At 59.7% G+C, this 16,695-nt stretch carries 15 protein-coding genes; 6 read left to right on the top strand and 9 right to left on the bottom strand.

Annotated features, from left to right (window positions below; translation table 11 throughout):
• Positions 1-658: 658 nt before the first annotated feature.
• The 4 genes from ACZ9W6_RS16120 to ACZ9W6_RS16105 form a co-directional block, all read right to left on the bottom strand.
• Entirely contained in the window at positions 659-1,630 is a 972-nt protein-coding gene (locus ACZ9W6_RS16120) for an SIR2 family protein (RefSeq protein ID WP_465192202.1), read from the bottom strand.
• Between the two features lie 197 nt (positions 1,631-1,827).
• Entirely contained in the window at positions 1,828-3,816 is a 1,989-nt protein-coding gene (locus ACZ9W6_RS16115) for a peptidase U32 family protein (protein WP_465192201.1), read from the bottom strand.
• 81 nt (positions 3,817-3,897) lie between these two features.
• Positions 3,898-4,143: a DUF2789 domain-containing protein gene (locus ACZ9W6_RS16110; RefSeq protein ID WP_465192200.1), complete on the bottom strand. Its 246-nt coding sequence runs from the start codon at positions 4,141-4,143 to the stop codon at positions 3,898-3,900.
• Positions 4,144-4,201: 58 nt separating this feature from the next.
• Complete coding sequence (locus ACZ9W6_RS16105; RefSeq protein ID WP_465192199.1) at positions 4,202-4,762, bottom strand: acyltransferase; 561 nt, start codon at positions 4,760-4,762, stop codon at positions 4,202-4,204.
• Between the two features lie 132 nt (positions 4,763-4,894).
• On the opposite strand from ACZ9W6_RS16105, the gene ACZ9W6_RS16100 reads away from it, so the two are divergent.
• On the top strand, positions 4,895-5,095 hold the full coding sequence (locus tag ACZ9W6_RS16100; protein WP_465192198.1) for a YgaP family membrane protein: 201 nt from the start codon (positions 4,895-4,897) through the stop codon (positions 5,093-5,095).
• A 65-nt stretch (positions 5,096-5,160) separates the two neighbouring features.
• Here the strand turns inward: ACZ9W6_RS16100 and ACZ9W6_RS16095 are convergent, their stop codons facing one another.
• Positions 5,161-6,480, bottom strand: coding sequence for an ATP-binding protein (locus ACZ9W6_RS16095; protein WP_465192197.1), 1,320 nt, complete (start codon positions 6,478-6,480; stop codon positions 5,161-5,163).
• The gene (gene ompR / locus ACZ9W6_RS16090; RefSeq protein ID WP_465192195.1) at positions 6,477-7,205 is read right to left on the bottom strand and encodes an osmolarity response regulator transcription factor OmpR; all 729 of its coding nucleotides are present in this window, start codon (positions 7,203-7,205) and stop codon (positions 6,477-6,479) included. Before ompR ends, ACZ9W6_RS16095 begins: the two co-directional genes overlap by 4 nt.
• Positions 7,206-7,406: 201 nt before the next feature.
• Here ompR and ACZ9W6_RS16085 point away from each other — a divergent pair, with 201 nt between their 5' ends.
• Complete coding sequence (locus tag ACZ9W6_RS16085; RefSeq protein WP_465192194.1) at positions 7,407-7,826, top strand: hypothetical protein; 420 nt, start codon at positions 7,407-7,409, stop codon at positions 7,824-7,826.
• A gap of 126 nt (positions 7,827-7,952) precedes the next feature.
• Positions 7,953-8,234, top strand: coding sequence for a hypothetical protein (locus ACZ9W6_RS16080; protein ID WP_465192193.1), 282 nt, complete (start codon positions 7,953-7,955; stop codon positions 8,232-8,234).
• Between the two features lie 210 nt (positions 8,235-8,444).
• Here ACZ9W6_RS16080 and ACZ9W6_RS16075 read toward each other — a convergent pair whose 3' ends face one another.
• Complete coding sequence (locus tag ACZ9W6_RS16075; RefSeq protein ID WP_465192192.1) at positions 8,445-9,419, bottom strand: quinone oxidoreductase family protein; 975 nt, start codon at positions 9,417-9,419, stop codon at positions 8,445-8,447.
• A 134-nt stretch (positions 9,420-9,553) separates the two neighbouring features.
• On the opposite strand from ACZ9W6_RS16075, the gene ACZ9W6_RS16070 reads away from it, so the two are divergent.
• Both ACZ9W6_RS16070 and ACZ9W6_RS16065 read left to right on the top strand, forming a co-directional pair.
• Positions 9,554-10,099 (top strand): heme NO-binding domain-containing protein, encoded by a 546-nt coding sequence (locus ACZ9W6_RS16070; protein ID WP_465192191.1) that lies wholly within the window; start codon positions 9,554-9,556, stop codon positions 10,097-10,099.
• Positions 10,096-11,436, top strand: a complete 1,341-nt coding sequence (locus ACZ9W6_RS16065; RefSeq protein ID WP_465192190.1) for an ATP-binding protein — start codon at positions 10,096-10,098, stop codon at positions 11,434-11,436. Before ACZ9W6_RS16070 ends, ACZ9W6_RS16065 begins: the two co-directional genes overlap by 4 nt.
• Here the strand turns inward: ACZ9W6_RS16065 and ACZ9W6_RS16060 are convergent.
• Together ACZ9W6_RS16060 and ACZ9W6_RS16055 are read right to left on the bottom strand one after the other, a co-directional pair.
• On the bottom strand, positions 11,415-12,005 hold the full coding sequence (locus ACZ9W6_RS16060; RefSeq protein ID WP_465192189.1) for a YqiA/YcfP family alpha/beta fold hydrolase: 591 nt from the start codon (positions 12,003-12,005) through the stop codon (positions 11,415-11,417). The two genes, ACZ9W6_RS16065 and ACZ9W6_RS16060, sit on opposite strands and share 22 nt — an antisense overlap.
• A 2-nt stretch (positions 12,006-12,007) precedes the next feature.
• Positions 12,008-12,769 (bottom strand): substrate-binding periplasmic protein, encoded by a 762-nt coding sequence (locus ACZ9W6_RS16055; protein WP_465192188.1) that lies wholly within the window; start codon positions 12,767-12,769, stop codon positions 12,008-12,010.
• A 123-nt stretch (positions 12,770-12,892) separates the two neighbouring features.
• Between ACZ9W6_RS16055 and metH the strand changes: the two genes are divergently transcribed.
• A complete protein-coding gene (metH, locus tag ACZ9W6_RS16050; protein WP_465192187.1) occupies positions 12,893-16,627 on the top strand; it encodes a methionine synthase in 3,735 nt (1,244 codons plus the stop codon).
• The last annotated feature ends 68 nt before the right edge of the window (positions 16,628-16,695 follow it).

Raw genomic sequence — 16,695 nt, 5'->3', positions numbered from 1 at the left:
ATGATCTCCATCACCAGCGCGGCTTTGCGCTTGGCGGTCCAGCGTTTGATATCGTCTTCCATGGTCATGCTCATCACGTGCTCCTGTGTGAATTATGACCTGTGCAGGTTTTTAGTGGGTCATTACATCGGGCGCTAACGTCGCCCGACTCAAACAGGCGGCCGCTTAAAACCTTGCCGGCCGACTGCCTGCCGGCGCGCCGCTAAAGGGGCATGGCCGCGACCGACCACACTGGGTATTCATTGAGGTTTCCGAGCCTGCGGCCAACGTTGGCCACAAGCCTAACCCTGTACGACGCCACCCTTGCCCGTTAGCGCGAGCCGGGCAAGCTGCTGTGCCACGGGGTTTAAGCCGCCGCTTGTCCGAGTGGCGAGCCGTTAGCGAGCCACGAGTTTGGCGGCGCCCGTGGTGCAGCAGATTGCTCGGGGTTTCGAGCAGCGGCGGGCGAGCCGGGATGCAAGGGGGCGGCGGCAAGCCCCCTGCCCGTCATGCCGGGCGGAACCGGCATCAAAACAATCATCCGCGCAGCGGATACCAAACCCAAAACGACGTTGGCCGCAAAACCTTACGGCATGCGGCCAACCTTGGTCATGATGAATCGCGGTGAACGTTGGGCTTCACAGGCTCAGCCCAAGCTACCTTGCTTAGAAAAATCAGGTTATTTCAGTGAGTCCCAATCTGTAAATGATAGAATATTAGGCAGCCTAATAAGGCTGAAATGGATACCTAATTTATTTTCCCAGTAGCGTTTTCTATTATCCTCATTTCCAGCCCCCTCCCATTCTATAATGTAAAAATTCTTGCTTTGAAAGTTGCTAAGCATGGAATTTAGGTGATTGTCACAACCAGAATAACCGAACAAGATGACAGATTTTGATTCCAATATTGACTTGCTCAAATACTTCCAATATGTGGATAATATTTTTGATGAATCAATGACTGAAGGTTTATGCTTGATGTGGGTGAGAACGATATGTTTAAGGCCAGGGTTCATGTGGTCTATTTCATCACATCTACGATATTTTAATATTTTGCCATCAAAATCATAAAACAAAGGTGAGCCATGCAAGTGCATATAGTATCCGAAATCTTTACCATATCGCCTCTCCAAATTTTCCTCTTGGAATCCTGCGTCTAAACACCCATCCACTAAGGTACCCGAATAACCACTTAAAACTCCTGAATCAACAAATTCCTGATAAAGTAATTTATCATAATTCAATGTGCCAATATGACTTTTTGAATTTTTTATATATTCTATTAATGCTTTAGTAAAATGTGCCGGAAGGGTATTCCCGCTTTGATGTAATTCAAGTGCAACTCTATTAATGTAATTTTTACATGCAGTAGGAAAATCTAACCCATGTGGAGTTAACCAGTGAATTCCGCTTTTATCTCCCATTCCTCCTAAAAATGTGCATGCAGATATCGCTAAGTGAAGTCTATCCAAGTCATCTTCATATTTTGGAGGGTTTCCGTGTCGATCAGGAATGCAATTCGAAATTAGATCTTTCGCATCATTACCCAGAACACCACTGCCCCACACGCACTCTAGTGCTCTAGTCAAATTGAAATGAATCGGATCAAGCGCCATTCCGATACCATTACCAAAAATAATAGTGTTCCTCATTGCTTTCTCCTTGGTTTCTGAGACCGCCTAGTCTGAAAATTATTTTGTGCAGAACAAATTGTCATAATATACAAATTTCAATTCACTCGGCATTTCTTGATTGTATCAATTAACAATGACAAAAGGGCAAGCCATCTGGCTTGCCCTTGCTTTATGTCATAAATCTTGCGGCCAACGATGGCCACATCCCCTTCAACTCACGACTGTGGCCGCTGCTTGAAGAAGGTAATCGGCGCCGTCGCCGGAATCTCGGAAGGCGGCGCGGACTTCAGGATGTGCTTCTTCATCTTGCCCATCACGTGCATTTCGCACGGGCGGCATTCGAATTTCAGCGTGTAGGTTTCGTCGCCGGATTTGAGGATCATCGGGTCGGCGCGTACCTGGCCCATCACGCCTTTCACGCCCTTGGCCTGTTTCGGGCACAGGTTGTAGGAGAAGCGCAGGCAGTGCTTGGTAATCATCAGGCTGACTTCGCCTTCTTCCTGATGCGCCTCGTAGGCCGGTTCGATGACTTCCACGCCGTGTTTCTTGTAGAAGTCCCACGCCTGCGCGTTGTAGACGTTGGCGAGGTAGCTGAGGTTCTCTTCCGGGAAGACCGGCGCGGGTTGTACCTCGGCCTTGCGCTGCGGACGTACCCATGCGGCCAACCTGGCGGCTTCGAGCTGTTCTACCGCTTCGCGGCGCAGGCCGTTGATGACCGAAGCCGGCACGAACCACGGCTGCGCCAGATTGAGCTGAACATCGTGGGCAAAGAACAGGGTGTTGCCGAGCTTGGCGACAGAATCGCGCAAGCTGCTTTCGGCGCGCGCGGCGTCCTTGGCCGGCTCCAGCGCGAGCTTGGCCGCAACCGTCGCGCTACAGCCGTCAGCATCGGTCAGGGTCAGCGACAGGCCATCAGCCGAGTCGGCCAGCGTGGCCCATACGCCGATGCGGCGTTCGGCGGATTTTTTCAACAGCGCCAGCTCCCACGCATGGTCGCGGTTGCGGCTGATGTCGGTGCCGGGCTTGAGGCCAGCCAGCAGGGCCGGGTCGTTCGGGACGCAGTGCCACAGCAACTCGCCACCCGGCACATGGCCGATCTGCTTGACGGTGTTGAGCTGCATGCCGATCACCTCACGCTTTTTCATGAAGTTGATGCCGTCGCCGTTGGCCATTTGCTCGGGGGTGGCAATCTCGACCCAGCCGTCGCCGACCTTGTGTACGGTGCCCAGCTGCACGCCGACGAATTTCGGCGAGTCAAACGCGCCGATGTCGATCTTGCGGCCGGTGGCAAAGTAATCGGTGGCGCCGCGATGGAAGGTTTTGTCCGGATCGGGCGTGAAGAAAATTTCGCTGCTGCCGCTGGCGGCTGGGGCCAGCTCCGGGCGGCGCTCGAAGATTTCGTCCAGCAGCAGGCGGTAGTGGGCGGTGATGTTCTTCACATAGCTCACGTCCTTGTAGCGGCCTTCGATCTTAAGCGAGCGTACGCCGGCGTCGAGCAGCGCTTCGAGGTTGCTGCTCTGGTTGTTGTCCTTCATCGACAACAGGTGTTTGTCGAAGGCCACCACGCCGCCTTTTTCGTCGGTCAGCGTGTACGGCAGTCTACAGGCCTGCGAGCAGTCGCCACGGTTGGCGCTGCGACCGGTGTCGGCGTGGCTGATATAGCACTGGCCGGAGAAGGCCACGCACAGCGCACCGTGGATGAAGTATTCGATGGCGGCCGGGTCATGGCCTTCGGCCACCACTTGCGAGATCTTGGCGATTTGCGGAATGGTCAGCTCGCGCGCCAGCACGATCTGGCTGAAGCCGGCGTCGGACAAAAAGCGCGCTTTCTCCGGCGTGCGGATGTCGCACTGGGTCGAGGCGTGCAGCTGGATCGGCGGCAGGTCCATCTGCAGCATGGCCATGTCCTGCACGATCAGCGCGTCCACGCCGGCGTCGTACAGTTGCCAGATCAGCTTGCGCGCGGCGTCGAGTTCGGCGTCGTGCAGGATGGTGTTGAGCGTGGTGAAAATGCGCGCGTGATAGCGGTGGGCAAATTTCACCAGCTCGGCGATGTCTTCCACGCTATTACAGGCATTGTGGCGCGCGCCAAAGCTCGGGCCGCCGATATACACGGCATCAGCGCCATGCAGGATGGCTTCACGGCCGATTTCGGCAGTTTTGGCGGGGGACAGCAGCTCGACCTGATGCGGCAACAGACTCATGAATACTTCCTGCGTGGGTGGTGGTGTGCAAGGGGCGGAAGTATAGCGGAATCAGTAACTTGCGTGGCGATCTTGTTGCAGTCAGCCGCTTCTGGCCGGCTGTTGCAGCAGGCCGGCCAGCTGGTCGACCTGTTCGGCCCAGTCGGCGTCTTCTATCAGCGCCTGATGCAGAAAGGTGGCCTGGGCGGTATTCCAGAACGGCGCATGGGCAATATCGGTATCGGGCGGCAGCGGATGGCTGGCAATGAAGGCGCGGATGGCGGCCGGCTGGCTATCCAGCCCCAGCTGGGCAAACAGTGCGGTGAGATCGTGATGACTGGTATCCATGGTGCATCCCCAGATGTCGTCAGGCTTTCAGCCTAGCAGCCCCGCCCTGCACGGCAAGTCATTCGCGCACTTTCAGCTGCCGTGCCGGCACGCCACCGACGATAACGTTGGCCGCGACATCACGATTCACCACCGCACCGGCAGCGATGATGGCACCGTCGGCAATGCTGACGCCGCCAAGTATCACCGCATTGGCACCGATCCAGACATTGTTGCCGATGCGGATCGGCCGGCCTTCGGTTGGCTGCTGGCGGATAGGCGTGGCCAGATCGTCATGGCAATGGTGGTAAGAGATGAGGCGCACGCCGGGGCCGATCAGCACGTCCTCGCCGATGTGCACGCCGCCGGTGCCGTTGATCACGCAGAAGTTGTTGACCTCGCTGCGCGCACCGATACGCACCTCGCCCTTGCCGCTCTGGATGATGGCCTGGCTATTGATGGTGACATCGTCGGCCAGAAAAATGCCCCGACCGCTGCCGGCATCCAGCTGCGCCGCATGCCAGATGCGATTGCGGCGGCCCAGATGGATGCGCGCCGGCTTGACCAGACGCACGCTGAGCGCCACGCGGCTGGCCAGACGCAGACGGGCACAAACGGAAAATCGCAAGGTTTTGAGCATGACAGCTATCACCAAAGGGCGGACGCGGCAGTGTAAAGGCGCAAAAGCATGGCGTCACGGGCAGATTGTCTTACCCGATATCAATTTATGTATTAGTATAATATTAATAATGACCAACACAGGAGTCGCCTCATGAAACGCAATATCGGCAATACCGAACGTGTAATCCGCATTGTCGCCGGCCTCGCGATTACCAGCCTGGCCTTTATCGGCCCGGCCAACCCGTGGGCGTTGTTGGGCATCGTGCCGCTGCTGACCGGCCTCGCCGGCTGGTGCCCGCCATATGCGATTTTCGGCATCAATACCTGCAAGGTAGACAAGGCCGCCGAATAAACAGCCGGCCACCAATATGAAAAACGCCCCGCATTGCGGGGCGTTTTGTCTGTTACACACGCTACTTAACGGATCACCAGCGGGAAGCGGATCACCACGGCAAAGCCGCCGGCCTCGGGCAGCTCGAACGACAACTTGCCGCCGTGCAGCTGCACGATGCGCGACACGATGGCGAGGCCCAGACCGCTGCCGCCATCACCGCCACGATGGGTATTCAGCCGCTCGAAAGGCGCCAGCGCCGCCTGCTGCAGCTCGGGCGGAATGCCCTGGCCTTGGTCGCAGACGCGCAGCACGGCCTGATTGCCCTCGCACGCCAGCTTCAGCGCAAACGGGGCCGCGCCGTAACGCCGCGCGTTTTCCAGCAGATTGCCGATCAGCCTTTGCAGGCCCAGCGCATCACCCTTGATCTGCGCTGCGGCCAACTCGCTGTCTACCGTCATGCCGCCGCGGGCGAATTTCTCCAGCACATTGCTGGCGATTTCATCGAGTGCCAGCGGCAGCAGCGAGCATTTTTCCTCGCTGCGGGCAAAGTCGATGAACTGGCCGATGATGCGCGACAGATCGTCGATATCGCTGAGCATGCCGTCCTTGTCAGCCAGATCGTCTTCCATCTCGATCGACAGTTTCAGCCGCGTCAGCGGCGTGCGCAAATCATGCGACAGGCCGGCCAGCATCAGCCGGCGCTCGCCGGCGGCCTTTTCCAGCGCCTGGGTCATCTGGTTGAAGCGTTCGGTCAATTCGCGCACCTCGCTCGGGCCGCTGCTGATCAACTGGCCCGGCGTGCGGCCGGATTCCAGCTCGCGCGTGGCCTGTGCCAGTCGCGACAGCGGCAACGTAGTACGCCAGGCCAGCGCAAAAGCCGCCAGTACCGACAGCAGCGCCACCAGGCCGGCAGCCTGCAAGGTTGGCCGCACTTCGGGCGGCAGGTAGCGATGCAGCGGCACCGCCAGCCAGTAGTAACGATCGAGCATCGGCACGCGCATCCACAGCTCGCGCTGGCCATCGTTGACGATGACGGCCTGGATGTCCTCGCCGATCACCTCGCTCAGCCGCGCGCGCAGCGATTGCGCGGTCGGCGGCAACAGCTCGCTGTAATCGTGAATCGCCGACAAGGGCAGCAGCCGCGGCATGCCGGGCTGATTGCTGTCGAACAGAAACTGGTCGCGCTGGCTGATGTGGATGGTGTCGAGCACGCCTTCGTAATTGGCCAGTGTGTCCAGCACCTGTGCGTACAGCTGGCGCGACAACAGCTCGTTTTTCTGCTTGATGGTCAGCCACAGCGTGAAGATCTGACTGGCCAGCACCGCCATGATCACCAACAGCGCCAGGCGGATGAACAGCGTGTCCCGCAGCGGCGGCAGCCGCCGCAACCACGACTTCATCATGCTTCGCGGGCCTTGCCGTCCGGCACGAAGACATAGCCGTAGCCCCACACTGTCTGCAGATAGCGCGGCGCGCCTTCACCGTCTTCAATCAGCTTGCGCAGGCGCGACACATGCACGTCGATGCTGCGGTCCTGCGACTCGCCGCCGCCCTTGCCCAGCGCCAGCTCCATCAGCTGTTCGCGCGTCAGCGGGCGACGCGGGTGGGTGGCCAGCGCCAGCAGCACCGCGTATTCGGCAGTGGTCAACGGCAACATCTGGCCGTCGCGGGTCAGCTCGCGGCGCGAAGGATGCAGCACGCAATTGCCGAAAGGAATGTCCTCGATATCATCGTTGGCCGCAGTGACTGCCGGAGTGTGGGCATGGCGGCGCAATACCGACTGGATGCGCGCCAGCAACTCGCGCGGGTTGAACGGCTTGGGCAGATAGTCGTCGGCGCCCATCTCGAGGCCGAGAATGCGGTCGATGTCCTCGCCGCGCGCAGTCAGCATGATCACCGGAATCTGCTCGCCCTGGGCGCGCAGGCGGCGCACCACTGCCAGGCCGTCTTCGCCCGGCATCATTACGTCCAGCACCACCAGATCCGGGCGGTTGCGGGCCAGCTTGCGATCGATATCGCGGGCATCAGGCAGCGTCTCCACTGTCCAGCCCTGCTGGCTCAGATAGCGCTGCAGCAGCTCGCGCAGGCGTACATCGTCATCTACTACCAGAATCTTTTGCGGTTCCATCTTCATCATCCTTTGCCGAGATATGCCTAGCGTAACGCCTGAACTGCCGCCCGTCAGCCTGCATGTGAAGGCAGATGAAGCGCGCGGCCAACCTTAACAGCCTTTAACAGTTGACGCCCCGCCAGCAAAACCCTGGCAATAAAAGGGGCTTACGATGCAAACATCGCCCAAGGCACTGTTGCCAAGAATAAGGAGCTGATCATGTTGAAGCCGAAAGCCGTTGCCCTCACCCTGCTGGCTGCTACCGTAGCTGCTACTTCTATGTCCGCCTTTGCCTTTGGTGGCGGTCATGATGGTGGCAAACAGATGAACCCGCAAATGCGCGAGCAGATGCGTGCCGAAATGAAAAGCTACCGTGATGCCGTGATGTCGGGCGCACTGACTGACGCCGAGCTGGCCATCCTGAAAAAAGAGCGTGAAGACGCGATGAAACAGATGCAGCAGATTCACGAACGCCTGCAGGCTCGCACCAAGGAACTGATCAACAACGCCGACAAGGGTGCGAAGCGCGACAAATGGCCAGAGGATCTGGCTGGCATGGGTCATCACAAGATGAAGGGTGAAAAGCGCCTGCCACCGCACCTGCAGCAGAAAGAATCCACCGGCGGCAAAGACCTGTAAAACCAGCTTACGCCTGCTGCAACAAAAGTTGTAGCAGGCTACAATATCGCCATGAGAATCATAATTCTTATTTTCGGCACACTAATGGCACTTCCCGCTGCCGCAGACCCGATTCACAAGCATGATATGCCAGGTGAACTCAGTCGCGACACCAGCGCCCAACTCAAGTTACGCGAGTTGCGGCTGAAGGAAGCGGTAGAGCGTGGTGAGCTGACTCCGGAACAAGCGAAGGTTTTGCGCAGACAACTGCTACGTTGGCCGCAGCAAAGCCTGCAGCCCCGTCCCTTCATGGATGCCAGCGTGCCGGACTTTCCGCCACGCAAGCAGCCCAAGCATCACCAGCGCTGGCGCCAGCAGCAGGATCAGCTGCAGAACAAGGCCCTGCAGCCGGAAGACGACGAACAATAAGAGCCGCTAACCAAGCCCCGCAAGGCCATGCCTGCCCGGGATTTTGTTAGCGGCTCTGCCTGATAAAAAGCCGGCATTACGCCGGCTTTTTTCATTGCGGTCTTACTGCCATCAGCAGACTGGCAAAGCCCCCCGAGCCCGGGTGTGCCGACACAGACAGTACCGGCCTTACGACCAGTCGGCGCCGTGCAGGATCAGGGTTTTGCCTTATCAGGGCAGCAGGATGACAGAGCCGCTGGTGCGCCGTGCTTCCAGATCGGCGTGCGCGCTCGCCGCATCGGCCAGCGCATAGCGCGCCGATGGCTGCACCTTGATATCGCCAGCCGCAATACGCGCAAACAGCGCAGCGGCGCTGGCCTCCAGCTCGGCACGGGTGCCGGTGTAATCAGCCAGACGCGGACGGGTAAACAGCAGCGAGCCTTTTTGCGACAGCAGCAAGGGCTCGAAAGCCGGTACCGCGCCCGAAGCGTTGCCAAAGCTGACCATCATGCCGCGCGGTGCCAGGCAATCCAGCGAGATACCAAAGGTATCCTTGCCCACCGAGTCATACACCACCGGCACACCAGCACCATTGGTGAACTCGCGCACCCTCGCCACCACATCTTCTTCGCGATAGTTGATCACCAGCGCACAACCCAGCTCGCGCGCCAGTGCGGCCTTTTCGGCACTGCCTACCGTGCCGATCACCTTGACGCCCATCGCCGACAGCCACTGCACGGCAATCTGGCCGACACCGCCGGCGGCAGCGTGCCACAACACGGTCTGCCCCGGCTGTACCGCATAGGTACGCTGGGTCAGGTATTCGACAGTCATGCCTTGCAGCATCACGCAGGCGGCGACTTCATCAGCAATACTGTCCGGCAGCTTGACCAGCGGTGCCGCCGACATGATGCGCGCCGAACTGTAAGCCCCCGGCGCGCCACCGGCATAGGCGACACGGTCGCCCACCTGCAGGTGCTCGACCCCCTCGCCAACCGCCTCGATCACCCCGGCTGCCTCCAGCCCCAGGCCGGCTGGCAGCGGCAACGGGTATAGGCCGCTGCGGTGATAAGTATCAATGAAATTCACCCCGATGGCGGTGTGGCGGATGCGTACCTGGCCGGCGGCCGGCTCACCCAGGGTCAGGGATTGCAGTTGCAGCACATCGGGGCCACCGACGCGGTCAAAACGGATTGCCTCAGCCATATTCCACTCCATTACCTGATCAGTTATTTGCCAAACGGATATCTGTCGTCTGGGCTATATCTGAACTATTGCACGAATGAAATGCAGCGCCCAGCAACAGCCTGTTCTGAAACCCGACCAGTCAAAGGAAGCATATGAAAGGTATTGTTTTCACCGAATTTCTCGGCATGGTCAGGCAGACTTTTTCCGAAGACATGGCCGATGACATCATCGACGATGCCCAGTTGCCGCACGGCGGTGCCTATACCGCCGTCGGCACCTATCCGTTTGACGAGATGGCCGCCATGGTAACCGCCTTGTCACGCCGTAGCGGCATGGCGACGCCCGCGCTGCTGCATGCCTTCGGCCACTATCTGTTTGGCCGCTTTGCTGCCTTATACCCCGCCTTTATCGACCAGGCGGATGGCACCATTTCGCTGGTTGCCAGCATCGAAAAAGTTATCCACAGCGAAGTGCGCAAGCTTTATCCGGATGCCGAGCTGCCTGCCTTCCAGATCGAACATCACAGCAACCAGCATCTGAGCATTATCTATCACTCGCCGCGCTGCCTGTCCGCACTGGCCACCGGCCTGATGGACGGGGCACTCGGCCACTATGGCGAAAGCCAGGCTATCACCCTGCGTCAGGAGTGGCTGGACAAGGACGGCCGTCAGGTCAGATTCATACTGGACCGCGCATGAACGAGCTTGAACAGCAACTGGCACGCCTGCAAAAACGCGTCGAACGCGAACGCGAAGCCAGAGAAGCCGCCGAACGCCTGCTGGAGGACAAAAGCCGCGAACTCTACGAGGCCAATACCCAGCTGAGCCAGTGGGCGCACACGCTGGAAGACAAGGTAAACACCCGCACGCAAGAGTTGGCCGCCGCGCTGGAACTCGCCCAGGCCGGAGAGCGCGCCAAGACCCGCTTTCTGGCGGTGATGAGCCACGAGCTGCGCACGCCGATGAACGGCATCATGGGCATGGCCGAGCTGCTGTCGCTGACGCCGCTGTCAGCCGCCCAGCAAGAATTGCTGCGCTCGCTGCGCGATAGTGCCGATGCCATGCTGGCACTGATTTCCGATCTGCTGGATCTGAGTACGCTGGAAAACGGTGCGATGCAGCTGCAAAGCGAAAAGGTCAATCTGGCCGGCCTGCTCGACGGTGTCTGCACCGCCTACCGCCTGCAAGCCAACAGCAAGGGGCTGAGCCTGTGGCTGGACAAGCCTGTCCATCTGCCGTGGGTGCTTACCGATCGCGACCGCCTGCGCCAGATCATCAGCAATCTGCTGTCCAATGCCGTCAAGTTCAGCGACAGCGGCGAGATCCACGTACAAGTCAAGGCCGAGCGGCTGGGGCGCGAGGATGTGCTGCTCGAGGTGGTCGTGGAAGATCAGGGGCCCGGCATCAGCCCGCAACAGCAAAGCACGCTGTTTCACCATTTCAGCATGGCGGACAACAGCAGCACCCGCAGCCACGGCGGCACCGGCATGGGCCTCGCCATTTGCCGCCAGCTGGCGGTGATGATGGGCGGTGATATTGCGGTTGAAAGCCGCTTGGGCGAAGGCAGCCGCTTTACCCTGCGCCTGCAACTGGCCAGCTGCATACCGGATACCGTTGAAGGCACCGCCGACTTCAGCGTGGCCGACAGTGCACTGCAAAGCCTGCACTTGCTGGTGGCCGAGGACAATCCGCTGAATCAGAAGCTGATCGTGAAAATGCTGGAGAAGCTCGGCATCGTCCACATCACACTGGCCGCCAATGGCGCGGAAGCGGTGAATGCTTGCCGACATTCGCTGCCGGATCTGATCCTGATGGACATGCAGATGCCCGAAATGGACGGCCTCGCGGCCACGCGCGCCATTCGCGGGCTAACGCTGTCACGCCAGCCGATGATCGTGGCACTGACCGCCAATGCATTCGAGGACGACCGTCAGGCCTGCCTTGCTGCCGGCATGGATGACTTTCTGTCCAAACCGGTCAATCTGCCCGCCCTGATCGCGGCGCTGGGTCAGGCTCACGCCAGAGCCGCAGGCTGACGCGCGGCGATAGCCAGCAAGCCCGGCAGGCATTGCGGCCAACCTTTCAGCCGGTGGTCATCACCTTCCAGAATGGTCTGGCTGGCACCGCCGTAGTAGTCGACTGCTTCGCGCCAATCCAGTACCTCGTCTTCAGTACCGACTATCAGCCAATACAGTGAAGCCGTGATACTGGCCGGGCGTATCGCCACCAGCTCGGCCATATGCTCGCGCCCCAGCACATAGTCTTCGCCGGTATACGGGTTATGCAAGGGCCCGAGGAAGTTGGCAAGCTCGCGCTCCGGGTACACCGCCGGATTGATCAGCACCGCCGGCAGGGAAAAAGCTTCGGCCAGTGCCGTCGCATAAAAACCGCCCAGCGAGCTGCCGATCAGCACGACCGGCCCGGTTATTTCGGCGATCAGCTGGCGCAACTGCCTGATGGCCGTGGCCGGATACGGCGACAACTGCGGTGCCGAAAACTCGCAAGGTTGGCCGCAACGCAACAGGAATTCACGCGTTTCCTGCGCCTTCAGCGACTGCGGGCCGGACTGGAAACCATGCAGATACAGATAATGTACGCCCGCCATGCTTAATGGCTCTTCCACTGATATTGCGCGAGGATGCGGCTGGTGCTGCCTTGCTGCTCCATCTGCTGGATGCCCGCATCCAGCTTGGCCACGCTGTAACGGCCATAGGGCGACACCATGCAGCGCGTCGGCATGTTCGAAATCACCAGCGGATGCAGCTTGACCGCCGCCGCCTGTACAGGGTTTTCTTTCGCCCAGTTACTCATCTCGAGCTCGGAATTGACGACCACATCCACCAGATTGCTTTGCAGCGCGCGAATCAGCAGGGCCAGCCTCTGCTGATCGACGCGGATAGCCTGCTTGCCCTGCCACAGCGGGTCGATCGCGCTGTAGTAATAACCGGTAATCACCCCGATGCGCATGCCTGACATGTCATCGACACTATCGATACTGCGCGGATTGTTCTTCAGCGACATCACCCGCTCGATCTGCGGGTAAAACTCGCGCGTCCAGCCCACCTTGGCCGGATTGCTGTACCAGGCCGGATTGCTGTTGCAGATGATGTCGACCAGCCCGGTCTCGATACTGGGTTCCACCCGCTTGCGCGACACCACCACAAACTCGACCGGCACACCCATCGCCTTGCCCAGCGCCAACCCGAGATCCCGCGACAAACCGGCCACCAGTTGCGATCCCTGGATCACCACAATCGGTGGCGAGTCGGAGTCCGACACGCCGATACGCAGCGGTGGCAAAGTCTGGGCAAAAACCTGAGTGCCCAGCGTCAGCAGCCCCGCCAGCACTGCCAAATGTTTCATTCGCATATATAACACCTGCCGCATGGTTATGAATGCTTGTTCTAAGGGAAAAGCGCCGTCAAATCAGGACGATGTTAAGATGCTTCCCCTGTTATCTTTACAGTTTTGCTGAAAAAAGCCGCTTTTGCCATGCCAAATACTGCCAATCACCCCGTATACGACCAACTTCGCCAGCGCATCCTGATTCTGGATGGCGGCATGGGCACCATGATCCAGCAATACAAACTGGACGAAGCACAATACCGGGGCGAGCGTTTTGCAGACTGGCATGTCGATGTAAAGGGCAATAATGACCTGCTGGTGCTGACCCAGCCGCAGATCATCAGCGAAATCCACCAGGCCTATCTGGATGCCGGCGCCGACATCATCGAGACCAACAGCTTCAACGCCACCGCAATGGCAATGGCTGACTACGAGATGGAATCGCTGGTATGGGAGCTGAACTACGCTGCCGCCAAACTGGTAAAAGACCTGTGCGTGGCGCAAACCGCCAAGACACCGGAAAAACCGCGCTACTGCGCCGGCGTGCTCGGCCCGACCAGCCGCACCTGTTCCATCAGCCCGGACGTCAACGACCCGGGCTACCGCAATGTGACCTTTGACGAGCTGGTCGTTGCCTATACCGAGGCCACCGATGGCCTGGTCAAGGGCGGCGCGGATTTCCTGCTGGTGGAAACCATTTTCGACACGCTGAACGCCAAGGCGGCAGTGTTCGCGATTCACAAATACTTCGACGAGCGGCCGGAACTCACCCGCTTGCCGATCATGATTTCCGGCACCATCACTGACCAGTCCGGCCGCACGCTGACTGGCCAGACTACCGAAGCGTTCTACAACTCGCTGTCGCACGCCGACGCGCTGAGCTTTGGTCTGAACTGTGCGCTGGGGCCGGATCTGCTGCGTCCGTATGTCGAAGAAATGTCGCGCATTTCCAGCAGCTTTGTGTCGGTACACGCCAACGCCGGCTTGCCGAATCCGCTGGCGCCGACCGGCTACGACCTGCTGCCGGAAGACATGGCACCGCAGATTCGCGAGTGGGCCGAAGCCGGCCTCGTCAACATCATCGGTGGCTGTTGCGGCACCACGCCTGGTCATATCAAGGCGATTTACGAGGCGGTGAAAGACCTGCCACCGCGCGTGATTCCGGACATCGAGCCGAAATGCCGCCTGTCCGGCCTCGAGCCATTCAACATCGGCGACAAGGATCTGTTCGTCAACGTCGGTGAACGTACCAACGTCACCGGCTCCAAGGCCTTTGCCAAGCTGATCCTGAACGGCGACTACGCCACCGCGCTCGACGTTGCCCGCCAGCAGGTGGAAAACGGCGCGCAGGTGATCGACATCAATATGGACGAGGGCATGCTGGACGCCCACGCCGCCATGGTGCGCTTCCTTAATCTGATCGCCGCCGAGCCGGACATCAGCCGTGTGCCGATCATGATCGACTCGTCCAAGTGGGACGTAATCGAAGCCGGCCTGAAATGCATCCAGGGCAAGGGCATCGTCAACTCGATCTCGCTGAAGGAAGGCAAGGAAAAATTCGTCGAACAGGCGCGTTTGATTCGCCGCTACGGCGCGGCTGTCATCGTGATGGCGTTTGACGAAGCCGGCCAGGCCGACACCTATGCACGCAAGGTCGAAATCTGCGAAAAGAGCTACCGCGTGCTGGTGGACGAAGTCGGCTTCCCGCCGGAAGACATCATCTTCGACCCGAACATCTTTGCCGTCGCGACCGGTATCGAAGAGCACGCGCGTTACGGCCTCGACTTCATCGAAGCCACCGGCTGGATCAAGGACAATCTGCCGCACGCCAAGATTTCTGGCGGCGTGTCCAACGTGTCATTCTCCTTCCGCGGCAACAACAAGGTGCGCGAGGCGATTCACGCCGTGTTCCTCTATCACGCCATCCAGCGCGGCATGACCATGGGCATCGTCAACGCCGGTGCGCTGGAGGTGTACGACGAAGTCGATGCCGAGCTGCGCGACCGTATCGAAGACGTGGTGCTGATGCGGCCAACGTCAGACGGCTCCGACAGCACCGAAAACCTGATCGCGCTGGCCGAGAAATTCAAGGGCGACGCGGTAGCCGGCAAGCAGGGTGAAGACCTCGCCTGGCGCGAGCTGCCAGTCGAAAAGCGCCTCGAACACGCGCTGGTGAAAGGCATCACCACTTACATCGAGCAGGACACCGAAGAAGTGCGCGCCAAGAGCGAGCGCCCGATCCATGTGATCGAAGGCCCGCTGATGGACGGCATGAACGTGGTGGGCGACCTGTTCGGCGCGGGCAAGATGTTCCTGCCGCAGGTGGTGAAATCTGCCCGGGTGATGAAGGCCGCCGTGGCTTACCTCGAACCGTATATCGAGGAAGAAAAAATCCGCATGGGCCTGCAGGATGCGCCGGCCAAGGGCGTGATCATCATGGCCACGGTGAAGGGCGACGTGCACGACATCGGCAAGAACATCGTCGGCGTGGTACTGCGCTGTAACAACTACAAGGTGATTGATCTGGGCGTGATGGTGCCGTGCCAGACCATTCTGGACGCCGCGCGCGAGCACAAGGCCGACATCATCGGCCTGTCCGGCCTGATTACGCCAAGTCTGGAAGAAATGGCGCATGTGGCCAAAGAGATGCAGCGCTTGGGCTTCGACATTCCGCTCTTGATCGGCGGCGCCACCACCAGCCGCGTGCATACTGCGGTGAAAATCGCGCCGCATTACAGCGGCCCGGTGATTTACGTGCCGGACGCCAGCCGTGCCGTCGGCGTGTGCTCCAACCTGCTGTCCGACACCCTGCGCGACCCGTTCGTGAAAGAGGTCGCCGATGACTACGCCAAGGCGCGCGCGATTTTTGAAGGCCGTGGCGATGCCAAGCTGCTGCCGATCGACAAGGCGCGTGCGGCCGGCCACAAGATTGATTGGGCCAACTACACGCCGCCAACGCCAGCATGGACCGGCGTGCGCCGTTTCGAAAGCTATGATCTGGCCGAAATCGCCCGCTTCATCGACTGGACACCGTTCTTCCAGAGCTGGGAGCTGGCCGGCCGCTTCCCGGCGATTCTGGACGACGAGATCGTCGGTGAATCCGCACGCGGCCTGTGGGCGGATGCGCAAGCGATGCTCAAGCAGATCATCGACGAGCAATGGTTGGCCGCCAATGCCGTCATCGGCCTGTTCCCGGCCAATAGCGTCAATCACGACGATATCGAAATCTATCACCCGGAAAGCGGCGAAAAGCTGATGAGCTGGGTCGGTCTGCGACAGCAACTGGAAAAAGCCACCAAGGATGGTTCTGCGGCCAACCCTGACTGGGCACTCGCCGACTTCATTGCGCCGAAAGACAGCGGCGTGCGCGATTACATCGGCGCCTTCGCCGTCACCGGCGGCCTCGGCATCGACCCGCATGTGGCGCGTTTCGAGGCAGCGAATGATGACTACAGCGCAATCCTGCTGAAGGCCTTGGCCGACCGCTTTGCCGAAGCCTTCGCCGAGCTGATGCACCACCGCGTGCGTACCGAATTCTGGGGCTATGTTGCCGACGAAGCGCTGGATAACGAAGCGCTGATCGACGAGAAATACGTGGGCATCCGTCCGGCACCAGGCTACCCGGCCTGCCCGGATCACACCGTCAAGCGCGAGCTGTTTGAGTTGCTGGACGCACCGGGCATCGGCATGACGCTGACCGAAGGCTATGCGATGCTGCCGACCGCGGCGGTCTCCGGCTTCTACTTCAGCCATCCGGATTCACGCTACTTTGGCGTGGGCAAGATCAGCCGTGATCAGGTGGAAAGCTACGCCGAACGTCGCGGTGTCAGCGTGCAGCAGGCCGAACGCGACCTTGCGCCGAATCTGGGTTACAACGCTTAAACACGATACTTGCGGCCAATCTTCAGCAAGGTTGGCCGCAAGGTTTCATGTGAAACCGTGACAGTTTA

This window comes from Vogesella lacus (genome assembly GCF_979366295.1).
The sequence above is the reverse complement of the archived record's forward strand: the minus strand, read 5'-3'. Positions and strand labels throughout refer to the sequence as shown.